Below are 21,659 nucleotides of genomic sequence, written 5' to 3'. Positions count from 1 at the left end.
CTTCAGAGGACAGTGTAACAATGAGTCGAATGACGCCTTTCTCCAGCCCGCTTCTCCTGGGTTTTGATGCCATGGAAAAGACGCTTGAGCGTCTGGCGAAGTCCGGCGACAGCTACCCTCCGTACAATATCGAGCGCCTCAATGCCGCCGACGGCAAGGCCGAAAGGCTGCGCATCACGCTGGCCGTTGCCGGTTTTGCAGAAAGCGACCTCGATGTCACCACGGAGGAAAACCAGCTGATCGTGCGCGGTCGTCAGACCGACGACACCGAGCGCGAATTCCTGCACCGCGGCATCGCCGCGCGCCAGTTCCAGCGCTGCTTCGTGCTGGCCGACGGCATGCGGGTGATCGCGGCGGAACTGAAGAACGGTCTGCTGTCGATCGATCTCGATCGGCCGGAGTCCGAGCGGATGGTACGGAAAATAAACATATCGGTGAAAGACTGACCTTTGCCGATGGCTCTATGCGAGGCGGCCGATCCTGGCGTCCTCGCGCCAAGGAGGCTTGAAATGACCAGAACTGACGAAACGATCACCATGACCAGCGGCGAACTCGCCCATCTCGGCGAAGGTTCGGTCGCTTATCTCAGGAAAGTGTCGAGCGACGACCTGCGCGGCCGCTTCCCCGGCCTCGGCGAGATCGCGCCCGGCCTGGAGCTGTGGGCGCTGTTTGCCGCCAACGGCCAGCCGATTCTGCTTTCCGACGCCCGTGACCGGGCACTGGCGGGTGCGTTGGAGAACGACCTGACCACTGTCGCCATTCACTAAGGCGATTGCTGGCAGTCTGAAATGGAAAGGGCCGCTCCCGGCGGCCCCTCTAGCCCAAAAACCAGGTTCGATCCCAAAACGTCAGGCCGCGTGCGAGGCCTGCGTATCAGACAAGAGCGCGTGGATCGCCACCGCGTCGCGCGTGCCCCTGATCTTGGCCACCGTGTCGGCATCGCGCAGCACGCGTGCGATGCGCGACAGCGCCTTGAGATGGTCGGCGCCGGCACCTTCCGGCGCAAGCAGCAAAAACACCAGGTCGACCGGCTGGTCGTCCAGCGCCTCGAAATCGACCGGCGTTTCCAGCCGGGCGAAGACGCCGGCGATCCGCTTCACGCCGGCGAGCTTGCCGTGAGGAATGGCGATGCCGTTGCCGACGCCGGTCGAGCCCAGCCGCTCGCGCTGCAGGATGGTGTCGAACACCTCCCGCTCCGGAATCCCCGAAATTGCCGCCGCCCTCTCCGACAGCAATTGCAGAAGCTGCTTTTTGGAATTCGCCTTCAACGCCGGCATGATCGCCGGAACGCTGATGAGATCGCTGAGATCCATGCTTGAAAAATCCCTTGCTCGCCTGCCGCGCCAGTCGTCGCCCCCTTGCGCGGCTGGCTTTTTATCCTTGCGCGACTTTGGTCGTCGACGGATCGATCCAGCCGATGTTGCCATCCGGCCGGCGGTAGACGATGTTGAGATGGTCGGTTCCGGCGTTGCGGAACAGGAAGACCGGGCTGTCGCTGTTGTCGAGCTCGATGACCGCCGAAGCCACCGACATGGTCCGCAGCGTCAAGCTTGATTCGGCGACGATGACCGGAGCGAAGTCCTCCGGAATGTCTTCCTCGTCGTCGGCGAGGGGAGCCATCACGGTGTAGGCGATGTCGGTCGGCTCTTCGCCATTGCCGTTGCCGGTGTTACGCGACTTCAGCCGGCGCTTGTAGCGCCGCAGCCGCGTTTCCAGGCGGTCGGCCGCCGCCTCGAAGGCAAGCGTCGGGTCCTGGGCGTCGCCGGTCGCCTGCAAAGAAGCGCCGGAATCGAGCCGGACCATGCAGTCGGCGGAGAAACGCGACCCCGATTTGATGACCGTGACATGTCCTGAAAAACCCCGATCGAAATATTTCTCGATCGCCTCGCCGACCCGGTCGTTGATGCGTGTGCGGAACGCATCGCCGATGTCCATGTGTTTTCCCGAAATGCGTAGATTCATCTGAAAACTGACCTTCCTTGCTCAGGCTCCAAACTGTTCCCGAGTTTATACCCGTGGTGCGCGCGCACAAGCTTTGCAGCGGCATGCGCGCCGATTTTAGACCCGAACTTTCCGGTTGATCACAAGTCGCCTTCTTGGCCGTCCATGGCCGTGTCTGACGGACCCATTCGCTAGCGGGCATCACCGCCCTGCTCCATGCGGGCGGGCTTCTAGACACTTCATTGCGGCTTGTCAATGAAACTCGGGAATTGTGGGAAATCAGCACCGTCTCGCACCGGCCAGGGCTTGTCGAGATTCGCATCGGCCTAGCGGCCGGCGTTCGCGAGCGCCCGCTTCTCCCGCCGCCGCTGCACCGACGAGGGAATGTTCATGCCTTCGCGATATTTCGCGACGGTGCGGCGCGCGATGTCGACCCCACTTTCCTTGAGCATGTCGACGATGGCGTCGTCGGAAAGCACGTCGATGGGCTTTTCCTCGTCGATCATCTGCTTGATGCGGTCGCGCACGGCCTCGGACGAATGCGCTTCGCCGCCTTCCGCGGAGGCAATCGACGCGGTGAAGAAATAGCGCAGCTCGAAGACGCCGCGCGGCGTCAGCATATATTTGTTGGCGGTGACGCGGCTGACCGTCGATTCATGCATGCCGATGGCGTCGGCCACCGTACGCAGGTTGAGCGGCTTGAGATGGCGCACGCCATGGACGAGGAAAGCGTCCTGTTGCCGCACGATCTCGGACGCCACCTTGAGAATGGTCTTGGCCCGTTGATCGAGACTGCGCGTCAGCCAGTTGGCGTTCTGCAGGCATTCGGCGAGAAACTCTTTTTCCGCCTGGTCCTTGGCATGGCTCGAAATGCGGGCGAAATAGACATTGTCCACCAGCACGCGAGGCAGCGTATCGGCATTGAGCTCCACCGCCCAGCTGCCGTCATTGGCGGCGCGCACCTCGACATCGGCGACGATCGCGTCGCTCGCGCCGCCCGAAAACGCCAGGCCGGGCCGCGGATCGAGCGCGCGGATCTCGGCCAGCATGTCGAGCAGGTCTTCCTCGTCGACGCCGCAGATGCGTTTCAGCGACTGGAAATCCCGCCGCGCCAGAAGCTCGAGGTTGGCGACCAGCGCCTTCATCGCCGGATCGAACCGGTCGCGCACCGCCAGTTGCAGCGACAGGCACTCGGCAAGGTCGCGCGCGAAAAGTCCTGCCGGCTCGAAGGTCTGGCACACGCCAAGCACCCGCGCCACCGCCGCGCCGTCCGTGCCGAGCCGAACCGCGATCTCGTCGAGTTCGGTGCGCAGGTACCCGGCTTCGTCGAGCCCTTCGGCCAGCTCACCCGCGATAAGGCGTTCGCCGGGGCTCAAGGAGGCAAGCGCGATCTGCTCGCCGACATGTTCGCGCAGCGTGATGGCGGCCGCGGCCATGTCGCCGACGTCGAACCCCTCGGACGATGCTGCGCCCGCGCCGCCCCCGGCGGCCGACTTCCATTGCGCCGAGAGATCCGGCCCCAGCCTCTCGCTGGTGCCTGGATCGTCGGGAAACAGGTTCTCCAGGGAAGAATCGAGCTTTTGCGAGATCGCTTCCGCGCTCCACTCCATCTCGCCCTCGAACCAGTCGCCTTCTCTGTCCTTTTCCGGCGATGTCTCGCTTTTCTGGGATAGATCGCCGGCGGCATCGTCCTGCGGCTCGGCCCGTTCCAGCAGCGGATTGCGCTCGATCTCCTCGTCGATGAAGCGCTCGAGCTCGACATGGGTGAGCTGCAGCAGCCGGATCGACTGCATCAGCTGCGGCGTCATCACCAGCGACTGGGATTGTCTGAGCTGCAGTTTGGCTGCCAGCGCCATGATGGACTTCAAACGCCTCGTCTACGCGTCGACTGTTTTTCGGTCGGGCATAGAAACTGGCCCGGCTTTTGCTTGTCAAGCAAAACGCTAGCAGTTGCGGCTTACCGGAGCGTTATCGAGCGCTAAAATGACCGAAAGCCGTGACGCGGCCATCGAACCGCGTCGAAACCCGCGGTCAGAGCGTGAAACCCTCGCCGAGATAGAGACGCCGCACATCGGCGTTGGCGACGATCTCGTCGGCGCGGCCATGCGTCAGCACCTGACCGGCATGGATGATGTAGGCGCGGTCGATCAGGCCGAGCGTCTCGCGCACATTGTGGTCGGTGATCAAGACGCCGATGCCGCGCGCCGTGAGGTGGCGAACGAGTTGCTGGATGTCGGCGACGGCGATCGGGTCGATGCCGGCGAAGGGCTCGTCGAGCAGCATATAGGCAGGCCGCGTCGCCAGCGCCCGCGCGATTTCGAGGCGACGCCGTTCGCCGCCCGACAGCGACATGGACGGCGCCTTGCGCAGATGGCTGATGTGAAACTCCTCGAGCAGCTCGTCGAGCGTGCGCTCGCGTTCCTTGCGGCTCTTTTCCACCACCTCCAGCACGGCCCGGATGTTCTGCTCGACATTCAGGCCGCGGAAGATCGACGCTTCCTGCGGCAGATAGCCGATGCCGAGGCGGGCCCGCCGGTACATCGGCATTGAGGTGACATCAAAGCCGTCGATCTCGATCGAACCTTCGTCGACGGGAACAAGGCCGGTGACCATGTAGAAACAGGTGGTCTTGCCAGCGCCGTTGGGGCCGAGCAGGCCGACAGCCTCACCGGCGCGCACGCCGAGCGTCACACCGCTCACCACCTTGCGGCCCTTGTAGCTCTTGGTCAGCCCCTTGGCGATCAGGGTGCCCTTGAACTTCGCCTTGTCGGCGCCGACCGTCGCCGGCGCAGCGGGTTGTGCGGCTGCCCGTCCCGGGAGACGGGCCAGCAGCGAAGTCACGCCGGCCATTACTTGCTCGACGCTCCCTGCTGCGCGTCCTGTTTCTGCGGCTTGAACATCATGATGACGCGAGGACAGCCTTCGACATTGCCGAGGCCGCTCTTCATCTGCACGGTGAGCTTGCAGCCCTTGAGCACATTGTCGCCCTGCGACAGCACCACTTCCTTGCCGGAAAGCACCAGCACCTGCGTCTTCATGTCGAATTTGCCGGTGTCGCCGGTGGCGATCTGGTCGTTCGATTTGATGTAGACTTTGTTCTCGACCTCGAGATGGTCGATATTGGCGGCGCCCGTCATCGCCGATGCGCCTGCTGCGGCACTTTTGCCGGCATTGGCATCCTTGACATAGTAGACCGTCATCTTGCCGGCCTTGAGCAGGGTCGGCCCCTGATTGACCGTCACATTGCCGCTGAACACGGCCATGCTGTCGGCCTGGCGGACCTCGAGCTTGTCGCTTTCGATCTGGATCGGCTGGTCACCCGACAGCTTGAGCCCGGGAATCTGGCTGGTCGCGCTCGATTGCGCGAACGAATGCGCCGTTGCCAAAAACAGCAATGCGGAAGCAGCGCCCGGAAGCCATGCGGATTTACTGCGACGCATTCTGTTCTCCACCGTTTACCCCCGCTGCCTTCAGCGCAGTTGGATCTATGTTGACGCGAACCCGGCTCTCGAAGACCACGAGCCTGCCATTGTCCTCGACCGACATCGAGTCCGCGGTGATGCGCGACCCCCCACGGCTGACGTCGACCGGATTGCTCGTCTTCATAGAGCCTTTGCCCATGTCTAGGAAGATCGATTTGAACTTCGCCATCAGGCCGTCGGTCGTCGTCACGCTGACGTCGCTGGTCAGATCCATCGTGTTGGCGTCGCGATTGTAGATACCGTGCGCGGCATCCACCGAGACGATGTTGTCAGTGGCGACGGGCAGTCTGGCGTTGATGCCTTCGAGGTCGATGACGGCCTGCTGGCCAACATCCTGCGTCGCCCTGGTCGCCGTCAGCGAATATGGCAGCTTCTGCTTGGTGAAGCCGTTGAGCTTCGGATTGGCCATCACCAGCTTGCCATCGGAAAACGCCGTGCCGTCGGCCTGCACCGATACCGACAGCGGCGCTTTGAGGTAGGAATAGACCGGAAAGGCGACGGCGATCGCGACCGCGAGCAGCGGTACCGCAAATTTCAGCACGCGGACGCGGCGCGAGTGCCGCCGGGCGCGGTTGAACGCATCGCCACGCGTGCCGCCTTGGTTCGCGGGAGCCGATGCCTCACCGGCATCGCTCGTTTCGTCAGATCGCGCCAACATGACTTTTCTAATGGACCTTTGCCCGCCCAAACACCGCCTATAGGTGGTATGCCGGCACCTACAAGCAAGCACAAGCGGAGGAAAACTGCAAAAATGTGACAGCTGCCGCGCGCAAAATCGAAAGGAATTCGGCGAGACGGCCTGTACTTCATAGCAGATACGGACTGCTTGCGTTAATTTTTCGTGAGCCCGGCGTCACCGCCGGAGGCCGAAGCCGGGCCTTTCGGAACAGTTCCGGGAAAGCTGCGAGCGGTTTCCGACAGGAATTGCATCAGGACAAGAAAGTAGAGGGGTCACCCTTCTGTGAAGCGGATGACCCGCGCCAGGAAACGGTAGCCGTGTGTAGAAGCTTGCTTTAAAAGCGTGCTTTCCCACCACCCATGAGGCTGACAATGGCAATGAGAGCCGACGACTTGATCGACCGCCGCCGCTTGCGCCGCAAGCTGACATTCTGGCGCGTGGTCGCGTTTCTGGTTCTGGCGGCAGCGATCATCGCTTTCTCGACCTGGGTCTATGACGACAATTTTACCGGCCGGGCGGTCCCCCACATCGCCAAGGTCAAGGTCGAAGGCACCATCACCGAGGACGAGGAGCTGCTCAAAAGGCTGGAATCGATCCGCAAGTCGCCGGAGGTGAAGGGCGTCATCCTTTCGATCGATTCGCCCGGAGGCACCACGGTCGGCGGCGAGTCCACATTCGACGCCGTGCGCAAGCTTGCCGGTGACAAGCCGGTGGTGGCCGAAGTCGGCACGCTGGCGGCATCGGCCGGCTATATGATCGCAAGTGCAGCCGACCACATTGTCGCCCGCAAGACATCGATCGTCGGCTCGATCGGGGTGCTGATCCAGTATCCCGACGTCAGCGGTCTCATGGACAAGCTCGGCATCAAGCTGGAGGAGGTGAAATCGTCGCCGCTCAAGGCTTCGCCCTCGCCCTTCAAGCCGACCAATGACGACGAGCGCGCCATGGTGCGCAAGCTGATCCTCGACAGCTACGACTGGTTCGTCGGCATCGTCGCCGATCGCCGCAAGATGTCGCATGAGCAGGCGCTGGCGCTTGCCGACGGCTCGATCTTCACCGGCCGCCAGGCTTTGGCCAACCACCTGGTCGACGCCCTCGGCGGCGAGCAGGAGGCGATCGACTGGCTGGCGACGAAGGGCGTGGACAGCAAGCTCAAGGTCGTCGAGTGGAAGGACAAGGACAGGCGTGGCGGTTTCCTGTTTTCCCAGTCGATGGCAAAAGTGGCGGCCAAGGCGCTCGGCCTGCCGGATGCCGGCGGCGATATCATTCACGAACTCGGCGCCGACCGCTTGTTTCTTGACGGTCTCGTTTCGGTCTGGCACCCTTAAGGTGCCGTTGGGACGAGCCGAAAAAGCAATAAAATCATCCTGATAATCGGTTGCAGTGGTTTTACGGGGAATGTTCTATGATCAAATCCGAGCTTGTGCAGATCATTGCTGCACGCAACCCGCACCTTTTCCTGCGCGACGTCGAAAACATCGTCGGCGCGATCTTTGACGAGATCACCGACGCGCTTGCTGAGGGCAACCGGGTCGAGTTGCGCGGTTTCGGTGCCTTTTCGGTGAAGAACCGTCCGGCCCGCACCGGCCGCAACCCGCGCACCGGCGAGTCCGTCGAGGTCGAGGAAAAATGGGTGCCGTTCTTCAAGACCGGCAAGGAGTTGCGCGAAAGGCTGAACGGCGGCAAATAGGCGCCGGGCCGGCGGGTCGAAACGGCATCTTGGCGCCTAAAGGCATGTCTCCCGAAAGTGGAGACCGGTTTCAGGACAAGGACATGCGCGCTTCAAGAAGCCTCCCCATGGAGATTTGATGTTCAATCGCTTCATACTCGTCGTGGTCTTCGTGCCGCTGGCCGTCATCCTGATCGCGCTCGCCGTCGCCAATCGCGGCCCTGTCGCCTTCACGGTCGATCCATTTCATCCCGGCAATCCCGCGCTGACGCTGACCCTGCCGCTTTTCATCTTCCTGTTCCTGGCTTTGGCCATCGGCATGGTCGTCGGAAGCCTGGCCACCTGGGTGAAGCAGGGACGCTATCGCAAGCTCGCGCGCCAGCGCGGCCTCGAGGCGGAAAACCTGCGCCAGGCGGTGAGCCGCACGCCCGTGGCGCCCAAGGGACCGGCGCTGCCCAACCCGACGAACTAATGCATGTCGCCCAGAAGTGCGCAGCGGTTCTGGGACAACGACATGCATCGAACAAAGACTTAAAGCGCGCCGCCTGATTCTGTTTCAGCGCGACGCGCTTTAGCAATTCCAGGCAAAGTGCGTAGCGGTTTTCCGTCCGGAATTGCGTAGAAGATAGTCGAGCGTCCTTTCGACACCACGGAGCTTTCAATGCTGACCATTTCGGCCGCCGAGGTCGACCGCGCGCTGACCTTTCCGGGCCTTGTCGAGACTCTGCGCACGGCTTTTCGCGATGGCGCCGTGCAGCCGGTTCGCCACCATCATGGCGTCGAGCGGCCGGACGGCGTCGCCTCGACCTTGCTTTTGATGCCGGCCTGGACCGACTTCAACGCCGCGGGCACCTCCGAGGGAGGCCATATCGGCGTCAAGATCGTCACCGTGTCGCCGGACAACAATGCCATCGGCAAGCCGGCGGTCATGGGCCTTTATCTTTTGCTAGACGGCGTCACCGGCGAGCCGCAGGCGCTGATCGACGGCCAGCGGCTGACCCAGTGGCGCACGACCTGCGCCTCCGCGCTCGCCGCCTCCTATCTCGCCCGCAAGGACGCCTCGCGGCTTCTGGTGATCGGCGCCGGCGCGCTGTCGCCCTTCCTTGCCAAGGCGCATTCTGCAGTCAGGCCGATCACATCCATCCGCATCTGGAACCGCACGCCGGCCAATGCCGAAAAAGTGGCGGCGGCCTTGCGCGCCGAAGGCCTTCCGGCAAGTGCCGCCGGCGATCTCGACGCGGAGCTTGCCGAGGCTGACATCGTCGCTTCCGCGACCATCTCGAACACGCCGCTGGTCAAGGGCGCGCTGCTGAAGCCGGGCGCCCATGTCGATCTCGTCGGCGGCTTCACGCCGACGATGCGCGAGAGCGATGACGATGCGATCAGGCGCGCCCGCGTCTATGTCGACACCCGCGCCGGCGCCACCAAAGAGGCAGGCGACATCGTCCAGCCGCTGGCCTCCGGCGTGCTGAAACCGGAAGCGATTGTCGCTGACCTGCACGAGCTCGCGCGCGGCGAGAAACAGGGCCGGCAAACCGATGACGAGATCACACTGTTCAAGTCGGTCGGCGCGGCGCTAGAGGATCTCGCCGCCGGCGTCGCCGTCTACAAGGCGCTCAAATAGGCAGTAGGGATTGGGCAGTAGGCAATAGGGAACATAGGCCTGCTGCCTACTGCCCATTCGGCCAGTAGACGCGCAGGCGATGATTGTCGGGATCGAGCGCGACGAAGGTGCGGCCGAAATCAAGATCGGTTGGGGTCTGCAGAATGTTGAGGCTCCTGCCAGTCCAATCCGCATGGGTGGCATCGACCGCTGCCGCGTTCTCGACGGCAAGCACGAGCTCGCCGCCACCGCCCGCTGCCGCCGCAGCCGGTTCCACCGTGTGGCGCGACCAGAGGCCGAGCTTGAGCCCCTTGTCGAGCACGAACATGACGAAGGTCGGCGAGGATTCGACCGGCTCGCGTCCGAGCAGTGAAGCGTAGAACGCGCCGCTCTTTTCCGGGCTGTCGACATAGAGGATGACGAAATTCGGCGTGGTCATATCTGATCTCCAAAGTGTCTGAACCTTGGAGACCATATGAGGACCTGTTGTCAGATTCTGGCAGCAGCGATCAGCCGGAGGCGTCTTTCGCCCCATTTTGGCCCGGCGCATCGAGGGTTGCCCGCCACTCCTTCAGCATTGCCTGGCGGCGGCGCGGATAGCGGATGTCTGTCGCTGTCAGGCCGGACATCCGGTCGGCGCGGAAATGCCGGAAATCCTGGCGCGTTTCGCACCACGCCACCATCACCCGCACCTTGTCGAAGAAGGCGAGCGCGAACGGCCAGACCAGGCGCTTCGATGCCGCTCCCCCGGCGTCGCGATAGAGGAAGCCAAGCTTGCGCTCGTCGCGGATCGCCTGCCGCACGATGCCGAGGTCGATCGCTTCGGCATTTTCCGAGCGCGGCCCGACGAGCAGTGTCGTCGCGTCGAGATCGTCGCGCAGATCATCCGGCAGCACCGCCGCGATCTTGGCCAGCGCATCCGCCGCGGCGGCCGCCAGCCTTTTGTCCGGCTGCTTAGCCACCCAGCGCGAGCCGAGCACGATTGCCTCGATCTCCTCGTCGGTGAACATCAGCGGCGGCAGCATGAAGCCGGGCTTCAGCACATAGCCAAGCCCCGCCTCGCCTTCGATCGGCGCGCCCTGCCCCTGCAGCGTCGCGATGTCGCGATAAAGCGTGCGGATCGACACGCCGATTGCGTCCGCAAGCGTGCGGCCGCTCACCGGCCGGCGATGGCGTCGAAGGATCTGGACGAGGTCGAGCAGGCGGGCTGAACGGGACATGAATGGCTAACCGGCGTGCCGGACAATAGGGCTGGCCTGCACATCGCGGCAAGCGACCTTCTGCCACGGAACGCCCGCGTCCCGTTCCCGTTCTCCCCACAATGGAGATGCCCGGGACCCTGCTGTTCTGGTCAGTGCTGACCGCTTTCGTCGCGGCGCTCAGCCTTGGGCCGTCCTTTGCCCATGTGCTGGAATCGCTGCCCAGGCTGACGAAATGGTCGCCGGCGCTCTGGCGAGAGGCGACGGTCTTCAACGGTCAGTTCCTGCTCTTTGCCGTCATTGGAGCGCCGCTCGATATCGCTGCGATCCTCTGCCCGGCGCTGCTTGCCTGGATGCTGCGCGGCCAAGCGACAGCCTTCTGGCTCTTGCTCGCCGCCACACTGCTTTATGCCGTCTCGCTGGCGATCTGGTTCGGACTGGTCAAGCCGGCCAACGACATTCTTGCGACCTGGGCGCCCGGACCGATCCCGGACAATTTCGAGGCCGTCCGGCTGCGTTGGGAGACCGGCCACATGGCGGTGGCCGCGGCGAAGGCGCTTGGCTTCGTTTCGCTTTGTTTCGGCCTGCTCGGTATCCGGCATGGTTGATTACAGCACCATTGAATGAGCCAGGCTTTGTTGCGCCGGTGGGCTGAGCTGTGGCAGAAGCGGGCCGAACCGCCGGAGATGACCTTTCTTGAAATCTTTTCGCGACAAACGCCGCGATGGCCGCCCGCATCCCGCAAGGGCGGAACAGCCCCGCCCGCGTGATGCGTTCGCGGCCGGACGGCAGCAGGCCGCACCTGCCGAGCGCCGTGAAACAAAGCCGGCGGAGCGGCAGGAAGCCAAGCCGGCGCCACGCGTGCTTGCGCGCCGCGAAGGCGCGTTGCCTGCCGAGCGCCTGCCATTGATCCTCGAAGTCGCGCCAAACGCCGATTACGCCCTGCTTGACAGCGGCGCCGGTGAGAAGCTCGAGCAATACGGCCCGTACCGCATCGTGCGTCCCGAGGGCCAGGCAATCTGGCAGCGGGCCCTGCCGGCGAAGGAATGGGAGCGCGCCGACGCCATCTTCACCGGCGACACCGACGAAGAAGGCATCGGCCGCTGGCGGTTTCCCAAAACGCCGCTCGGCGAAACCTGGCCGATGAAGCATGACGGCATCGATTATCTCGGCCGCTTCACCTCGTTTCGCCATGTCGGCGTCTTTCCGGAGCAGGCCTCGCATTGGGACCATATGGCGGGACTGATCGCGTCGGCGAGACGCCCGGTCAAGGTGCTTAACCTGTTCGGCTATACCGGCCTCGCCTCGCTGGTGGCGGCCCGCGCCGGCGCCGAGGTCACCCATGTCGATGCCTCGAAGAAGGCGATCGGCTGGGCGCGCGAGAACCAGGAGATGGCCGGCCTTGCCGACAAGCCGATCCGCTGGATCGTCGAGGACGCGATGAAATTCGCCGAGCGCGAGGAACGCCGCGGCAGCCGCTACGACATCGTGCTGTTCGATCCGCCGGCCTATGGCCGCGGACCCAAGGGCGAGGTCTGGCAATTGTTCGAGGACCTGCCGGGCCTCACCGAGCTTTGCCGCTCGATCCTGACGCCGAAACCGCTCGCCGTCGTCCTCACCGCCTATTCGATCCGCGCTTCCTTCTTCGCCATCCATGCGCTGATGCGCGATACCTTCGCCGGTATGGGCGGCACGGTCGAATCCGGCGAGCTGATCATTCGCGAGAAATCCGCCGGCCGCGTGCTGTCGACTTCGCTGTTCTCGCGCTGGGTGGCTTGAATGACGGCACATGACGGCGCTCGCCCGGTCGGGCAGGTCAAGGAAGTCACCAGCCTTGCCAATCCCCTGGTCAAGGACATCAAGGCGCTGGCGCTCAAGAAATTCCGCGACCAGCAGAACGCCTTCATGGCCGAGGGCCTGAAGCTGGTCATCGATGCCCTCGACCTCGGCTGGTCGATCAGGACCTTGGTCTTCGCCAAGGCCGGACGCGGCAACCCGGCCGTCGAAAAGGTCGCCGCGCGGACCGTTGCCGCCGGCGGCATGGTGCTCGAAGTTTCCGAAAAGGTGCTCGCTGCCATCACCCGCCGCGAGAACCCGCAAATGGTGGTCGGCGTCTTCGCGCAGCAGACGGTGCCGCTGAAGGACATCCGCGCCAGGGACGGCGATGTCTGGGTGGCGCTCGACCGGGTGCGCGACCCCGGCAATCTCGGCACCGTGATCCGCACCGTCGACGCCGTCGGCGCCAAGGGCGTCATCCTGGTCGGCGACACCACCGACCCGTTCTCGCTGGAGACGGTGCGCGCCACCATGGGCTCGATCTTCGCCGTGCCGGTCGCCAGGGCGACCGAGCAGGCCTTCCTCGCCTGGCGCCGCGATTTCTCCGGCCTTGTCGCCGGAACCCATCTCAAGGGCGCGGTCGACTATCGCTCGGTCGATTTCTCCAGGGGACCGGTCCTGCTGCTGATGGGCAACGAGCAGCAGGGCCTGCCGGACAGTCTCGCCGAAAGCTGCGACCGGCTGCTCAGAATTCCCCAGGCAGGCCGGGCCGATTCGCTCAATCTGGCGGTCGCCACCGGCGTGATGTTGTTCGAAATCCGGCGCGGCGCGTTGAAGCTCGAGCCTGCCAATGACATCCGATGAGAACCGCCAAATGAAATACTGGTCGCCTTACGTCGTGCTGGTCGTCATCGCCATTGCGCTCGACCAGTGGATCAAGCAGCTGGTCGAGAACGGTCTCGCCTTTCAGGAGAAGGTCGATCTGCTGCCATTCCTGGCGCTGTTTCGCACCTACAACACCGGCATCGCCTTCTCGATGTTCCAGTCCTTCGGCGATACCGGCCTGGTGGTCATCGCCGTGCTCGTCGTCGCCTTCGTGCTCTATCTCGCCACGCGCACGTCGGCCGGCCATGTCGTCGCTCGTATCGGCTTTGCGCTGATCATCGGCGGCGCGCTCGGCAACCTCATCGACCGCGCCGTCTACGGTCACGTCATCGACTACATCCTGTTCCACACGCCCGTCTGGTCCTTCGCGGTCTTCAATCTCGCCGACACCTTCATCGCGGTCGGCGCAGCGCTTGTCGTCTTCGACGAACTGATCGGCTGGCGGCGCGAAGCCAAGTCCCAGGACCTTGGCAATTGACCTCACGCTGTTGAAACAGCAGACTTCCTCATCAGCCAAAGGCGAGGAGAAAATCATGCCCGACACCTTCAAAGCCATCCTCGTCTCGCGCGATGCGGACAAGAAGCAGTCCGTCGATGTCGTCGACCTCGCCGAGGCCGACCTGATGGAAGGCGATGTCACCGTCGCCGTCGAGGCGACGACGGTGAACTACAAGGACGGGCTCGCCATCACCGGCAAGGCCCCGGTCGTGCGCCGCTGGCCGCTGGTTCCAGGCATCGATTTCGCCGGCACCGTGATCTCTTCCTCGCATGCCGACTGGCGCAAGGGAGACAAGGTGATCCTCAACGGCTGGGGCGTCGGCGAGACGCATTACGGCGCCTATGCCGGCCGCGCCCGCGTCAAGGGCGACTGGCTGGTGCCGCTGCCCGAGGGCATGAGCGCGCATGATGCGATGGCTGTCGGCACGGCGGGCTACACGGCAATGCTCTCGGTCATGGCGCTGGAGCGGCACGGCATCGTGCCGGACCGCGGTCCCGTGGTGGTGACGGGTGCTGCCGGCGGCGTCGGCTCGGTCGCCATCTCGATCCTGTCGAGCCTCGGCTACCATGTCATCGCCTCGACCGGCCGCAACGCCGAGAGCCCCTATCTGATCGACCTTGGCGCGGCCGAGGTGATCTCGCGCGAAGAGCTCAGCCAGCCCGCGAAACCGCTCGCCAAGGAGCGCTGGGCAGGCGGCGTCGACTCGGTCGGCAGCCATACCTTGGCCAATGTGCTGTCGATGACCTCCTATGGCGGCGCGATCGCCGCTTGCGGCCTGGCCGGCGGCATGGACCTGCCCGGAAGCGTCGCGCCCTTCATTCTGCGCGGCGTCTCGCTGCTCGGCATCGATTCGGTGATGGCGCCGAAGCCGGTACGCCTGGAAGCATGGCGCCGCATCGGCACCGACCTCGACTCCAAGAAGCTGTCGACGTTGTCCCGCACGATCGGTTTCGACGGCATTGTAGCCGCCGCGCGCGATATCGTCGAAGGCAAGGTCAGGGGTCGCGTCGTTGTCGATATGTAGCTCGCAACGACCTCGCGAAGCTCGGTTTCGCCCACGCGTACGGACAGCCGGAATCCGCTCAAATAGCTAAAATTCGAACGATCCCTCCCAGCCTTCCATAATTTCTGTCTGGCATGATCTGCGCATGGTCGCGGACTCCGACATCAGACTGGGCAGCAAAGCCGCCGGCGCTGACAGGCTCATCACTGATGCGCCGAAGCGGCAGGTGCTCGTCGCGCCGCCGCTGGCTCCCGACCTGCCGGGGGCCCGCCACGACGGCCTGCCCTTCCTGACGATCGTTGCCGCCATCGCCATCATGGCGGGGCTCGCGCATCTCACCGGAGCGCCGCTCATCATCACCGCCGGCCTCGCCGCCATAGCCTTTGCGGGCTTGGCCATGCATCTGCGCAGCCGTCGCGATGAGCGCCGCACCGCAGCGCTTCTCGACGAGACCGCCGCGCGCAGCCGCGCCGAGATCGAAACCCTCGCCGACCGCATGTGGGAGATGCAGGAGAGCGAGGAGCGCTTCCGCGGCCTGATCGACGCGCTTGGCGACCTTGTCGTCCATCGCGACCGCGACGGCCATATCGTTTATGCCAACAGCGTCTTTGCCTCGCTTGTCGAGCTCGATGCGCGCGATCTTGCCGGCAAGACCTTGTCCGAGCTTGGCATCGATGTCGGCATCGTTCCCGACGCCGCCTTCTCCGATCATGAATGCCTGAGCTCGACCGATGTCGCGATCCGCACCCCGAACGGACCACGCTGGTTCTCCTGGATCGAATTGTCGGTGCGCGACAAGGACACGGGTGCGGTCTCGCACCGGGCGATCGCCCGCGACATCACCGCCCGCAAGCGCGCCGAATCCTCGCTGATCACCGCGCGCGAACGGGCCGAATATGCCAGCCAGGCCAAGTCACGCTTCCTCGCCACCGTCAGCCATGAGATCCGCACGCCGATGAACGGCATCATGGGCATGGCGAAGCTGCTTGCCGATACCGACCTCTCGCCCGAACAGCGCACCTATGTCGGCGCCATTTCCACCTCGGCCAGCGCGCTGCTCGCGCTCATCGAGGACCTGCTCGACTATTCCAAGATCGAGGCCGGCCGCTTCGAACCCGAGCCCCAGCCGATCTCGCTGCGCGAGATCGCCGACAACATCATTGAGCTTCTGGCCGCAAAGGCCTTCGCCAAGAACATCGGCCTCGGCTGCCATGTCGAGCCCGATGTGCCGCAGATGATCACCGCCGATCCAGGCCGCGTGCGCCAGGTGCTGCTCAACCTCATCGGCAATGCGGTGAAGTTCACCGACACGGGCGGGGTGCTGCTGACCGTGACGCGCGCCCGCAGCGAAACCACCGACCGGATCTGCTTCACCATCGCCGACACCGGCCCGGGCCTGCGCGAAGAGGACATGGAGCGCATTTTCGAGGAATTCGAGCAGTCCGACGGCACCTCAACCAGGGTGCATGGCGGCGCCGGCCTCGGGCTTGCCATCTCGAAGCGGCTGGCGACGGCGATGGGCGGCTCGATCTCGGTCTCGAGCCGGCTCGGCGAAGGATCCGAATTCGTCCTGGAGCTTCCGGCGGTCGCCGCGACCGAGCCGCCGCCGCATCGCCACAACATCCTTGCCGACCGGCGGGCCGTAATCGTGTCGAAAAACGCCATCGAGGCCGATGCCATCGCCCGCGCGATCAAGGCCCATGGCGGCATCGGCGAGGTTGCCGCGACACCGGGCCAGGCCGCCACCTTCGCTGCGGGCTGCAACGTCCTTCTGATCGATGCCGCGCTCGAAAACAGCGACGGGAGGCTGCTCAAGCGGCTGCGCGATTCTGGCTTTGCCGACTGCGAGGCCATCACTCTGATTGCGCCGACGGATCGCGGCATGCTCGGCGAATTCCGGGCCAGCGGCTATGCCACCTTCCTGGCCCGGCCGGTGCGGGGCGAGACCCTGCTGCGTCTGCTGTTGACCAGCCATGGCTCGGCGCTAGCCAAGCCGCTGCCGAAGCCGCGCGGTGCCCCCTCGGTGCGCAAGCGCGACCAGGGCCTGTCGGTGCTGATCGCGGAAGACAATGACATCAACGCCATGCTCGCCCGCGCCACGCTGCTCAAGGCCGGACACCGCGTCAAGATCGTCGGCAACGGCAAGGCCGCGGTCGATGCCGTTACCGATGCCGGCCTCAAGTTCCGCTTCGACGTGGTGCTGATGGACCTGCATATGCCTGTCATGGATGGGCTGGACGCGATCGCCGCCATCCGTCGCCATGAAGAGTCCCTGGCCATGCCCCCGATTCCGATCATGGTGCTTTCGGCCGACAGCCAGGAAAAGACCCGGCATGCCGTGCTCGCCCATGGCGCCAGCGGTTTCGTGACCAAGCCGCTCGACCCGGACGCGCTTGTCCAGGCGGTCGAGGGCCAGGTTGCCGCCTGAGGAAATTTCTAACCGTTGAACACCTTGGCTTGCTTGGCTTTCGCGATCACAAGATAGCCGGTTGAGTGTATTGCCCAGCCGACAAAGTATTGCCCGCCACGTCGTATCACGGTACTGTCACAATCCTGTTGCACCTACACCGTATCCCCGTGCCAAGAGGGATGGCTCGAAGGAGAATCACTCGTGCATACAGTCGTGCCTGAATGTGACACTCGGCCGAATGCCGGCGGCGCCCTGCTCGCCGCCCGTACCGCCGACGCCGTCGCAAGCGGCGCTCCGCTGGGCCGCATCGGCAATCTCGAAGTGCGGCTCGCCCGCAACGAGGCCGAGATCGCCGCCGCCCAGGAAGTGCGCTACCGGGTATTCTACGACGAGCTTGGCGCGAGGAAGGACCTGTTCCAGGCGCAGGACCGGCGCGACGCCGACCGGTTCGACCCGCTCTGCGATCACCTTCTGGTGTTGGACAATTCCCTTCCCGGCCCTGAGCACCGCCGCATCGTCGGCACCTACCGCCTGCTGCGGCAGGAAATCGCCGCGACGGCCGGCGGCTTCTATTCCGAGGGCGAGTTCGAGCTTACCAAGCTGATCGCGCGGCATCCCGGCCAGCGCTTCCTCGAGCTCGGCCGTTCCTGCGTTCTGCCGGAATACCGCTCCAAGCGCACCATCGAGGCGCTCTGGCAAGGCATCTGGACCTATATCAACCACTACGACATCGGCGTGATGACCGGCTGCGCCTCGTTCCATGGCATCGTGCCGGCGGCGCATGCCGAGGCGCTGACCTATCTCGCCCATCATTGCCGCACCAACTCCGCCTGGGATGTTCGCGCGGTTCCGGGACGCTACTGTTCGATGGACCTGATGCCGATCGAGGCGGTGAACGCCAAGGCGGCGATCGCCGCCATGCCGCCGCTGGTCAAGGGCTATCTGCGTGTCGGCGCCCGCATCGGCGACGGCTGCGTCATCGACCACGAATTCTCGACCGTCGACGTCTTCGTCGTTATGCCGGTCAAGGAGATCGGCGCCCGCTATGTCAACTACTATGGCGGCGAAGGGCAGCGTTTCGCGGCGTGATTCCAGTGAGCAGTGAGTAGTGAGTAGTGAGTAGTGAGTAGTGATGGACACCGCCGCTCGCGCCCTTGTCACTACTGACTACTGACTACTCACTAACCCCTGCTCCCTCAGGGAATATCCTCCGGCCTTCGCCCCGGCCGGCTCTTGTAGGCGGGAAACGACCAGCCGAATTTAAGCGCTCCGCCGCGCACCGCGAATGCGCCCGCGAAGCCGAGCAGGCTGGACGCCAGCGCCGGCAGGCCGGCAAGATCGCCAAGGGTGAAGATGGCGGCGCCGGCAAGCGCGGCCGTGACATAGATCTCGGGCCTGAGCAGCACCGATGGCTCGCCGGCAAGCAGGTCGCGCAGAATGCCGCCGAAGGTCGCCGTCAAGACGCCGGTGATGACCGACACGACGGGCGAGCCGGTGATCGCCAGCCCCTTGGCCGCGCCCATCACCGAAAAAGCGGCAAGGCCGACGGCATCGAGCCACAGCAGCAGCTTGTAGCGGGATTCGAACCGGTGGGCGCTGAAGAAGACCAGCACCGCGACGACGGCGCAGATCAGCACATAGCCGCTGTTGGCGACCCAGAACACCGGCAGGTTGAGGATGACGTCGCGCAGCGTCCCGCCGCCGATGCCGGTGACGCTGGCCAGGAACAGAAAGCCGATGATGTCGAGTTCTTTGCGCGATGCGGCAAGCGCACCCGTCGCCGCGAACACGGCGACGCCGGCATAGTCGAGCAACGCGATGGGATTCATGGGCGAGCGAGTAGTGAGTAGCGAATAGTGAGTAGGGAAATAGCACGAAGCCGCGGATAAATATCAGTCCCTACTCACTAATCCCTATTCGCTACTCCCTCTCACGCATCCTTCTCGGCCTGCTCGTTCACCGGGCCCGGCTCGACCTTGGCCTCGGCGGCCGCCTTCGGGCCGCCCTTGGCGACACCGACCATCGCTGGCCGCAGCACGCGCTCGCCGATCGAATAGCCCGGCTGCACCACCTGGACGACAGTGCCTGCGGGAACATCCGGATTGGGGATCTCGAACATCGCCTGGTGGAAGTTCGGATCGAACTTCTCGCCTTCGGGCGCGAGTCTCTTCACGCCGTGGCGCTCCAGCGCCGAAAGCATGGCGCGCTCGGTAAGGTCGACCCCTTCGATCAGCGATTTGAAGCCGGCGTCGCCGCTGGCCTTTGCCTCGGCGGGAATCGCGTCCAGCGCGCGGCGCAGATTGTCGGACACCGACAGCATGTCGCGCGCGAAATTGGCGACGGCATAGGCGCGGGCGTCCTGGACGTCGCGCGCGGTGCGCCGCCGCAAATTCTCCATTTCGGCCGCCGCGCGCAGCGCGCGGTCCTTCAGTTCCTCGTTTTCCTTCAGCAGCCGCACCAGCGCTTCGTAGTCGCCGTCGACGCCGCCCTCCGCACGCTCGCCGGAAGCCTCGGCGGCTTCCATCTCTTCGGGCGTGCGTTCGTCTTTTGCCTGGTCGCTCATCGCGTTTCCCGTCATTTCGAATTGCTCTGGATTTGCGCCCGATATCGAGGTTTGGAGGCCAAAAATCAAGGGGCAAGCGCAGGCGGCTGATAGCAGGCTGCCATTCCAAATTAATTCAAACTTTACCGTATCACGTAGCTTTGCTTGCTCTCGGGCACTACTGCGGGAACCATGAACCGGCTGCGGGAGTTTCGAAGCCGACACAGGATTTTGGGACGATGAACGGCAACAGCGGCAACAGGCGCGCCGAATTGGCCAACGATATTAGGCGGCAGGCGGGCAGCGAAGCGACGAAGCGCTTTCTGCGTACCTTGCCGGTGTTTCGCCTGGAAAGGGAGATGCCCCGGCAGTTGACCGACCTGCTTGACCGCCTCGACGGCGCCGAGGCGGAGAACGCGGACGACCCGCGGCGTCAATAGCCGCGCGCCGCAACTGACAAGTTTCAGGCCGCTTTCCTGTCGTCGCGCATCAGCACTTCGCCGTGACGTATCTCGGTGCCGAGCACCTTCAGGCATTCCCGCATGAAGGCGGCTAGGCCCGGCCAGCCCTTGGCTGAAACCAGATTGCCGTCGACATGGGCGCCCGTCGGCGCGACATCGATATAGATGCCGCCGGCGAGCGTCACTTCCGGCTCGCAATAATGCAGCGCCGCCACTTCCTTGCCGCGCACCACGCCGTCGACCGCGATCAGGATCTGCGCGCCATGACAGATGGTGAAGATCGGCTTGCCGGTTTCATGGAAATGCCTGACCAGTGCCTGCACCCGCTTGTCGATGCGGATATATTCCGGCCCGCGCCCGCCCGCCGCATAGACAGCATCGTAGTCGGCTGGGTTCACTTCGGCGAAGGTCTTGTTGAGGACATAATCGTGACCGGGTTTTTCGGTATAGGTCTGGTGGCCCTCGAAGTCGTGCAATGAGGTCTTGAGCACGTCGCCGGCCTTCTTGTCCGGGCACACGACATGGACGGTGTGGCCGACCGCGTGCATGGCCTGCTCGAAGACGAAAATCTCGTATTCCTCGCTGAACTCGCCAACGAGCATCAATATCTTCTTGCCTGCCATGCTGCTTCCTCCTTAGCTGGCCGTTATTTCGTGGTACGAAGTAATGGCCCTATCCTAAGGGCAGGTCGGCCGAAGCGGAAGCCCGAATCGCCAATGTGGTCTGACCAGACCAGCGCGGCGCGCCTTCCAAACCTATCTTGAGCTGAGCTGACCAACAAAATGTGTGACGCTGGTCGGACCACAGCGATTTCATTTGCCCTATGAAATGCCGCGTCAGCTGGGGCGCTTGCGCCGCCAGGAATATTTTGGACCCTTGGCCTCCGGTTCGACGGCCGGCTGGTAGTAAAGCGGCAAGCCGCCGGTGCGGCCTTCCTCCAACCGCTTCAAGAGCACCGGATTGGAGACCTCGAACTCGTCGAAGCCGAGCCGCAGCATATGCGGCAGCTGGTCGACCAGCACCTGCCCGGTGGCGCGCACCGCGCCCTTGAATTGATGTCGGGCGCGCAGCAATTCGCCCTTGGAAAAAGAGCGGCCGTCATTGAAGGCCGGGAAGGCCAGCGCCACCAACGACAGCTGGTCGAGCAGGCCAGTTATCTTATCCAGCTCGTCGCCGGGCTGCAGCAGGACGCCGAGACGCTCCTTGGCCGATTTGCGAACGTCTTCATCCAGCCCGAGAAAAGCCTGCAGAGGCAGGATGAAACGGCCGTTGCCGGCAAGCGCCTCGGCGCTTTCGGCGTGGGTCCACTCATCCTCGCGAAAACCGTCACGGGTCCAGAGGCGGGTCCCCGCTGTCGTCGATCCAGTCATCAAAATTCCTAAAGTTCCAAAGAGTCCCAAGGATATGTCGAGATTCAGGTCAGGCCGAGCCGAAAATTGTGGCTTCCGAGAACCGGAGCGGAGCGTACTTGAAGTACGTGAGCACCGGAAGCGCAGGAAGTCGCCATTTG

General features: G+C 64.1%; 26 protein-coding genes. 14 read left to right on the top strand and 12 right to left on the bottom strand.

Annotation, left to right across the window (positions count from 1 at the left end; translation table 11 throughout):
• The first annotated feature begins 20 nt into the window (after window positions 1-20).
• Entirely contained in the window at window positions 21-446 is a 426-nt protein-coding gene (locus LB520_RS22300) for an Hsp20 family protein (protein WP_095769269.1), read from the top strand.
• Between the two features lie 63 nt (window positions 447-509).
• Window positions 510-767, top strand: a complete 258-nt coding sequence (locus LB520_RS22295; RefSeq protein ID WP_036257920.1) for a DUF1150 family protein — start codon at window positions 510-512, stop codon at window positions 765-767.
• Window positions 768-848: 81 nt separating this feature from the next.
• Here LB520_RS22295 and ptsN read toward each other — a convergent pair whose 3' ends face one another.
• From ptsN to lptC, 6 genes are all read right to left on the bottom strand, one after another.
• Window positions 849-1,313 carry a PTS IIA-like nitrogen regulatory protein PtsN gene (gene ptsN / locus LB520_RS22290; RefSeq protein ID WP_042641064.1) on the bottom strand — a complete coding sequence of 155 codons (465 nt, stop codon included), beginning with the start codon at window positions 1,311-1,313 and terminating at the stop codon, window positions 849-851.
• A gap of 61 nt (window positions 1,314-1,374) precedes the next feature.
• Entirely contained in the window at window positions 1,375-1,962 is a 588-nt protein-coding gene (hpf, locus tag LB520_RS22285) for a ribosome hibernation-promoting factor, HPF/YfiA family (protein WP_224630319.1), read from the bottom strand.
• 305 nt (window positions 1,963-2,267) lie between these two features.
• Window positions 2,268-3,797: an RNA polymerase factor sigma-54 gene (gene rpoN / locus LB520_RS22280; RefSeq protein ID WP_224639322.1), complete on the bottom strand. Its 1,530-nt coding sequence runs from the start codon at window positions 3,795-3,797 to the stop codon at window positions 2,268-2,270.
• 175 nt (window positions 3,798-3,972) lie between these two features.
• Window positions 3,973-4,791: an LPS export ABC transporter ATP-binding protein gene (gene lptB / locus LB520_RS22275; RefSeq protein ID WP_095769266.1), complete on the bottom strand. Its 819-nt coding sequence runs from the start codon at window positions 4,789-4,791 to the stop codon at window positions 3,973-3,975.
• On the bottom strand, window positions 4,791-5,381 hold the full coding sequence (locus LB520_RS22270) for an LptA/OstA family protein (RefSeq protein WP_095769265.1): 591 nt from the start codon (window positions 5,379-5,381) through the stop codon (window positions 4,791-4,793). Before LB520_RS22270 ends, lptB begins: the two co-directional genes overlap by 1 nt.
• Entirely contained in the window at window positions 5,368-6,081 is a 714-nt protein-coding gene (gene lptC, locus LB520_RS22265) for an LPS export ABC transporter periplasmic protein LptC (RefSeq protein WP_140710212.1), read from the bottom strand. The genes LB520_RS22270 and lptC overlap by 14 nt, the downstream gene beginning before the upstream one ends.
• A 392-nt stretch (window positions 6,082-6,473) precedes the next feature.
• On the opposite strand from lptC, the gene sppA reads away from it, so the two are divergent.
• The 4 genes from sppA to LB520_RS22245 all read left to right on the top strand — a co-directional run bounded on the left by sppA (window position 6,474) and on the right by LB520_RS22245 (window position 9,395).
• Window positions 6,474-7,430 (top strand): signal peptide peptidase SppA, encoded by a 957-nt coding sequence (gene sppA, locus LB520_RS22260; RefSeq protein ID WP_224639320.1) that lies wholly within the window; start codon window positions 6,474-6,476, stop codon window positions 7,428-7,430.
• A gap of 77 nt (window positions 7,431-7,507) precedes the next feature.
• Complete coding sequence (locus tag LB520_RS22255; RefSeq protein WP_027165368.1) at window positions 7,508-7,792, top strand: integration host factor subunit beta; 285 nt, start codon at window positions 7,508-7,510, stop codon at window positions 7,790-7,792.
• 118 nt (window positions 7,793-7,910) lie between these two features.
• Window positions 7,911-8,243: a LapA family protein gene (locus tag LB520_RS22250; RefSeq protein ID WP_224639318.1), complete on the top strand. Its 333-nt coding sequence runs from the start codon at window positions 7,911-7,913 to the stop codon at window positions 8,241-8,243.
• Between the two features lie 189 nt (window positions 8,244-8,432).
• Entirely contained in the window at window positions 8,433-9,395 is a 963-nt protein-coding gene (locus LB520_RS22245; protein ID WP_224639316.1) for an ornithine cyclodeaminase family protein, read from the top strand.
• 46 nt (window positions 9,396-9,441) lie between these two features.
• On the opposite strand, the gene LB520_RS22240 is transcribed toward LB520_RS22245, so the two are convergent.
• Both LB520_RS22240 and LB520_RS22235 read right to left on the bottom strand, forming a co-directional pair.
• Window positions 9,442-9,813 carry a VOC family protein gene (locus tag LB520_RS22240; protein WP_224639314.1) on the bottom strand — a complete coding sequence of 124 codons (372 nt, stop codon included), beginning with the start codon at window positions 9,811-9,813 and terminating at the stop codon, window positions 9,442-9,444.
• A gap of 70 nt (window positions 9,814-9,883) precedes the next feature.
• Window positions 9,884-10,594, bottom strand: coding sequence for a helix-turn-helix transcriptional regulator (locus LB520_RS22235; protein WP_224639293.1), 711 nt, complete (start codon window positions 10,592-10,594; stop codon window positions 9,884-9,886).
• 101 nt (window positions 10,595-10,695) lie between these two features.
• Between LB520_RS22235 and LB520_RS22230 the strand changes: the two genes are divergently transcribed.
• The 7 genes from LB520_RS22230 (at window position 10,696) to LB520_RS22200 (ending at window position 18,235) form a co-directional block, all read left to right on the top strand.
• The gene (locus LB520_RS22230) at window positions 10,696-11,181 is read left to right on the top strand and encodes a DUF1772 domain-containing protein (protein WP_224639291.1); all 486 of its coding nucleotides are present in this window, start codon (window positions 10,696-10,698) and stop codon (window positions 11,179-11,181) included.
• An 88-nt stretch (window positions 11,182-11,269) separates the two neighbouring features.
• Entirely contained in the window at window positions 11,270-12,352 is a 1,083-nt protein-coding gene (locus LB520_RS22225; protein ID WP_224639289.1) for a class I SAM-dependent rRNA methyltransferase, read from the top strand.
• On the top strand, window positions 12,353-13,213 hold the full coding sequence (locus LB520_RS22220; protein WP_140710196.1) for a TrmH family RNA methyltransferase: 861 nt from the start codon (window positions 12,353-12,355) through the stop codon (window positions 13,211-13,213). It begins immediately after the preceding gene.
• Window positions 13,214-13,223: 10 nt separating this feature from the next.
• Window positions 13,224-13,712 (top strand): signal peptidase II, encoded by a 489-nt coding sequence (lspA, locus tag LB520_RS22215; RefSeq protein ID WP_224639287.1) that lies wholly within the window; start codon window positions 13,224-13,226, stop codon window positions 13,710-13,712.
• A 55-nt stretch (window positions 13,713-13,767) separates the two neighbouring features.
• Window positions 13,768-14,757 (top strand): MDR family oxidoreductase, encoded by a 990-nt coding sequence (locus LB520_RS22210; RefSeq protein WP_224532229.1) that lies wholly within the window; start codon window positions 13,768-13,770, stop codon window positions 14,755-14,757.
• 124 nt (window positions 14,758-14,881) lie between these two features.
• On the top strand, window positions 14,882-17,164 hold the full coding sequence (locus LB520_RS22205; protein WP_224639285.1) for a PAS domain-containing hybrid sensor histidine kinase/response regulator: 2,283 nt from the start codon (window positions 14,882-14,884) through the stop codon (window positions 17,162-17,164).
• A 183-nt stretch (window positions 17,165-17,347) separates the two neighbouring features.
• Window positions 17,348-18,235: a GNAT family N-acetyltransferase gene (locus LB520_RS22200; RefSeq protein WP_224639283.1), complete on the top strand. Its 888-nt coding sequence runs from the start codon at window positions 17,348-17,350 to the stop codon at window positions 18,233-18,235.
• A 107-nt stretch (window positions 18,236-18,342) separates the two neighbouring features.
• On the opposite strand, the gene LB520_RS22195 is transcribed toward LB520_RS22200, so the two are convergent.
• Both LB520_RS22195 and grpE read right to left on the bottom strand, forming a co-directional pair.
• Window positions 18,343-18,975, bottom strand: coding sequence for a trimeric intracellular cation channel family protein (locus tag LB520_RS22195; protein ID WP_224606875.1), 633 nt, complete (start codon window positions 18,973-18,975; stop codon window positions 18,343-18,345).
• Window positions 18,976-19,076: 101 nt separating this feature from the next.
• The gene (gene grpE / locus LB520_RS22190) at window positions 19,077-19,709 is read right to left on the bottom strand and encodes a nucleotide exchange factor GrpE (protein WP_224548143.1); all 633 of its coding nucleotides are present in this window, start codon (window positions 19,707-19,709) and stop codon (window positions 19,077-19,079) included.
• Between the two features lie 218 nt (window positions 19,710-19,927).
• On the opposite strand from grpE, the gene LB520_RS22185 reads away from it, so the two are divergent.
• Window positions 19,928-20,128, top strand: a complete 201-nt coding sequence (locus LB520_RS22185) for a hypothetical protein (protein WP_224548145.1) — start codon at window positions 19,928-19,930, stop codon at window positions 20,126-20,128.
• Window positions 20,129-20,151: 23 nt separating this feature from the next.
• Here the strand turns inward: LB520_RS22185 and LB520_RS22180 are convergent, their stop codons facing one another.
• Together LB520_RS22180 and LB520_RS22175 are read right to left on the bottom strand one after the other, a co-directional pair.
• Window positions 20,152-20,772, bottom strand: coding sequence for a DJ-1/PfpI family protein (locus LB520_RS22180; RefSeq protein WP_224639281.1), 621 nt, complete (start codon window positions 20,770-20,772; stop codon window positions 20,152-20,154).
• Window positions 20,773-20,985: 213 nt separating this feature from the next.
• Window positions 20,986-21,519 carry a DUF934 domain-containing protein gene (locus LB520_RS22175; RefSeq protein WP_095769248.1) on the bottom strand — a complete coding sequence of 178 codons (534 nt, stop codon included), beginning with the start codon at window positions 21,517-21,519 and terminating at the stop codon, window positions 20,986-20,988.
• Window positions 21,520-21,659 lie beyond the last annotated feature (140 nt).

Origin of the sequence: Mesorhizobium sp. CA12 (genome assembly GCF_020165255.1) — a bacterium.
GTDB lineage: Bacteria > Pseudomonadota > Alphaproteobacteria > Rhizobiales > Rhizobiaceae > Mesorhizobium.
This window is presented reverse-complemented; position numbering and strand designations above follow the sequence as displayed.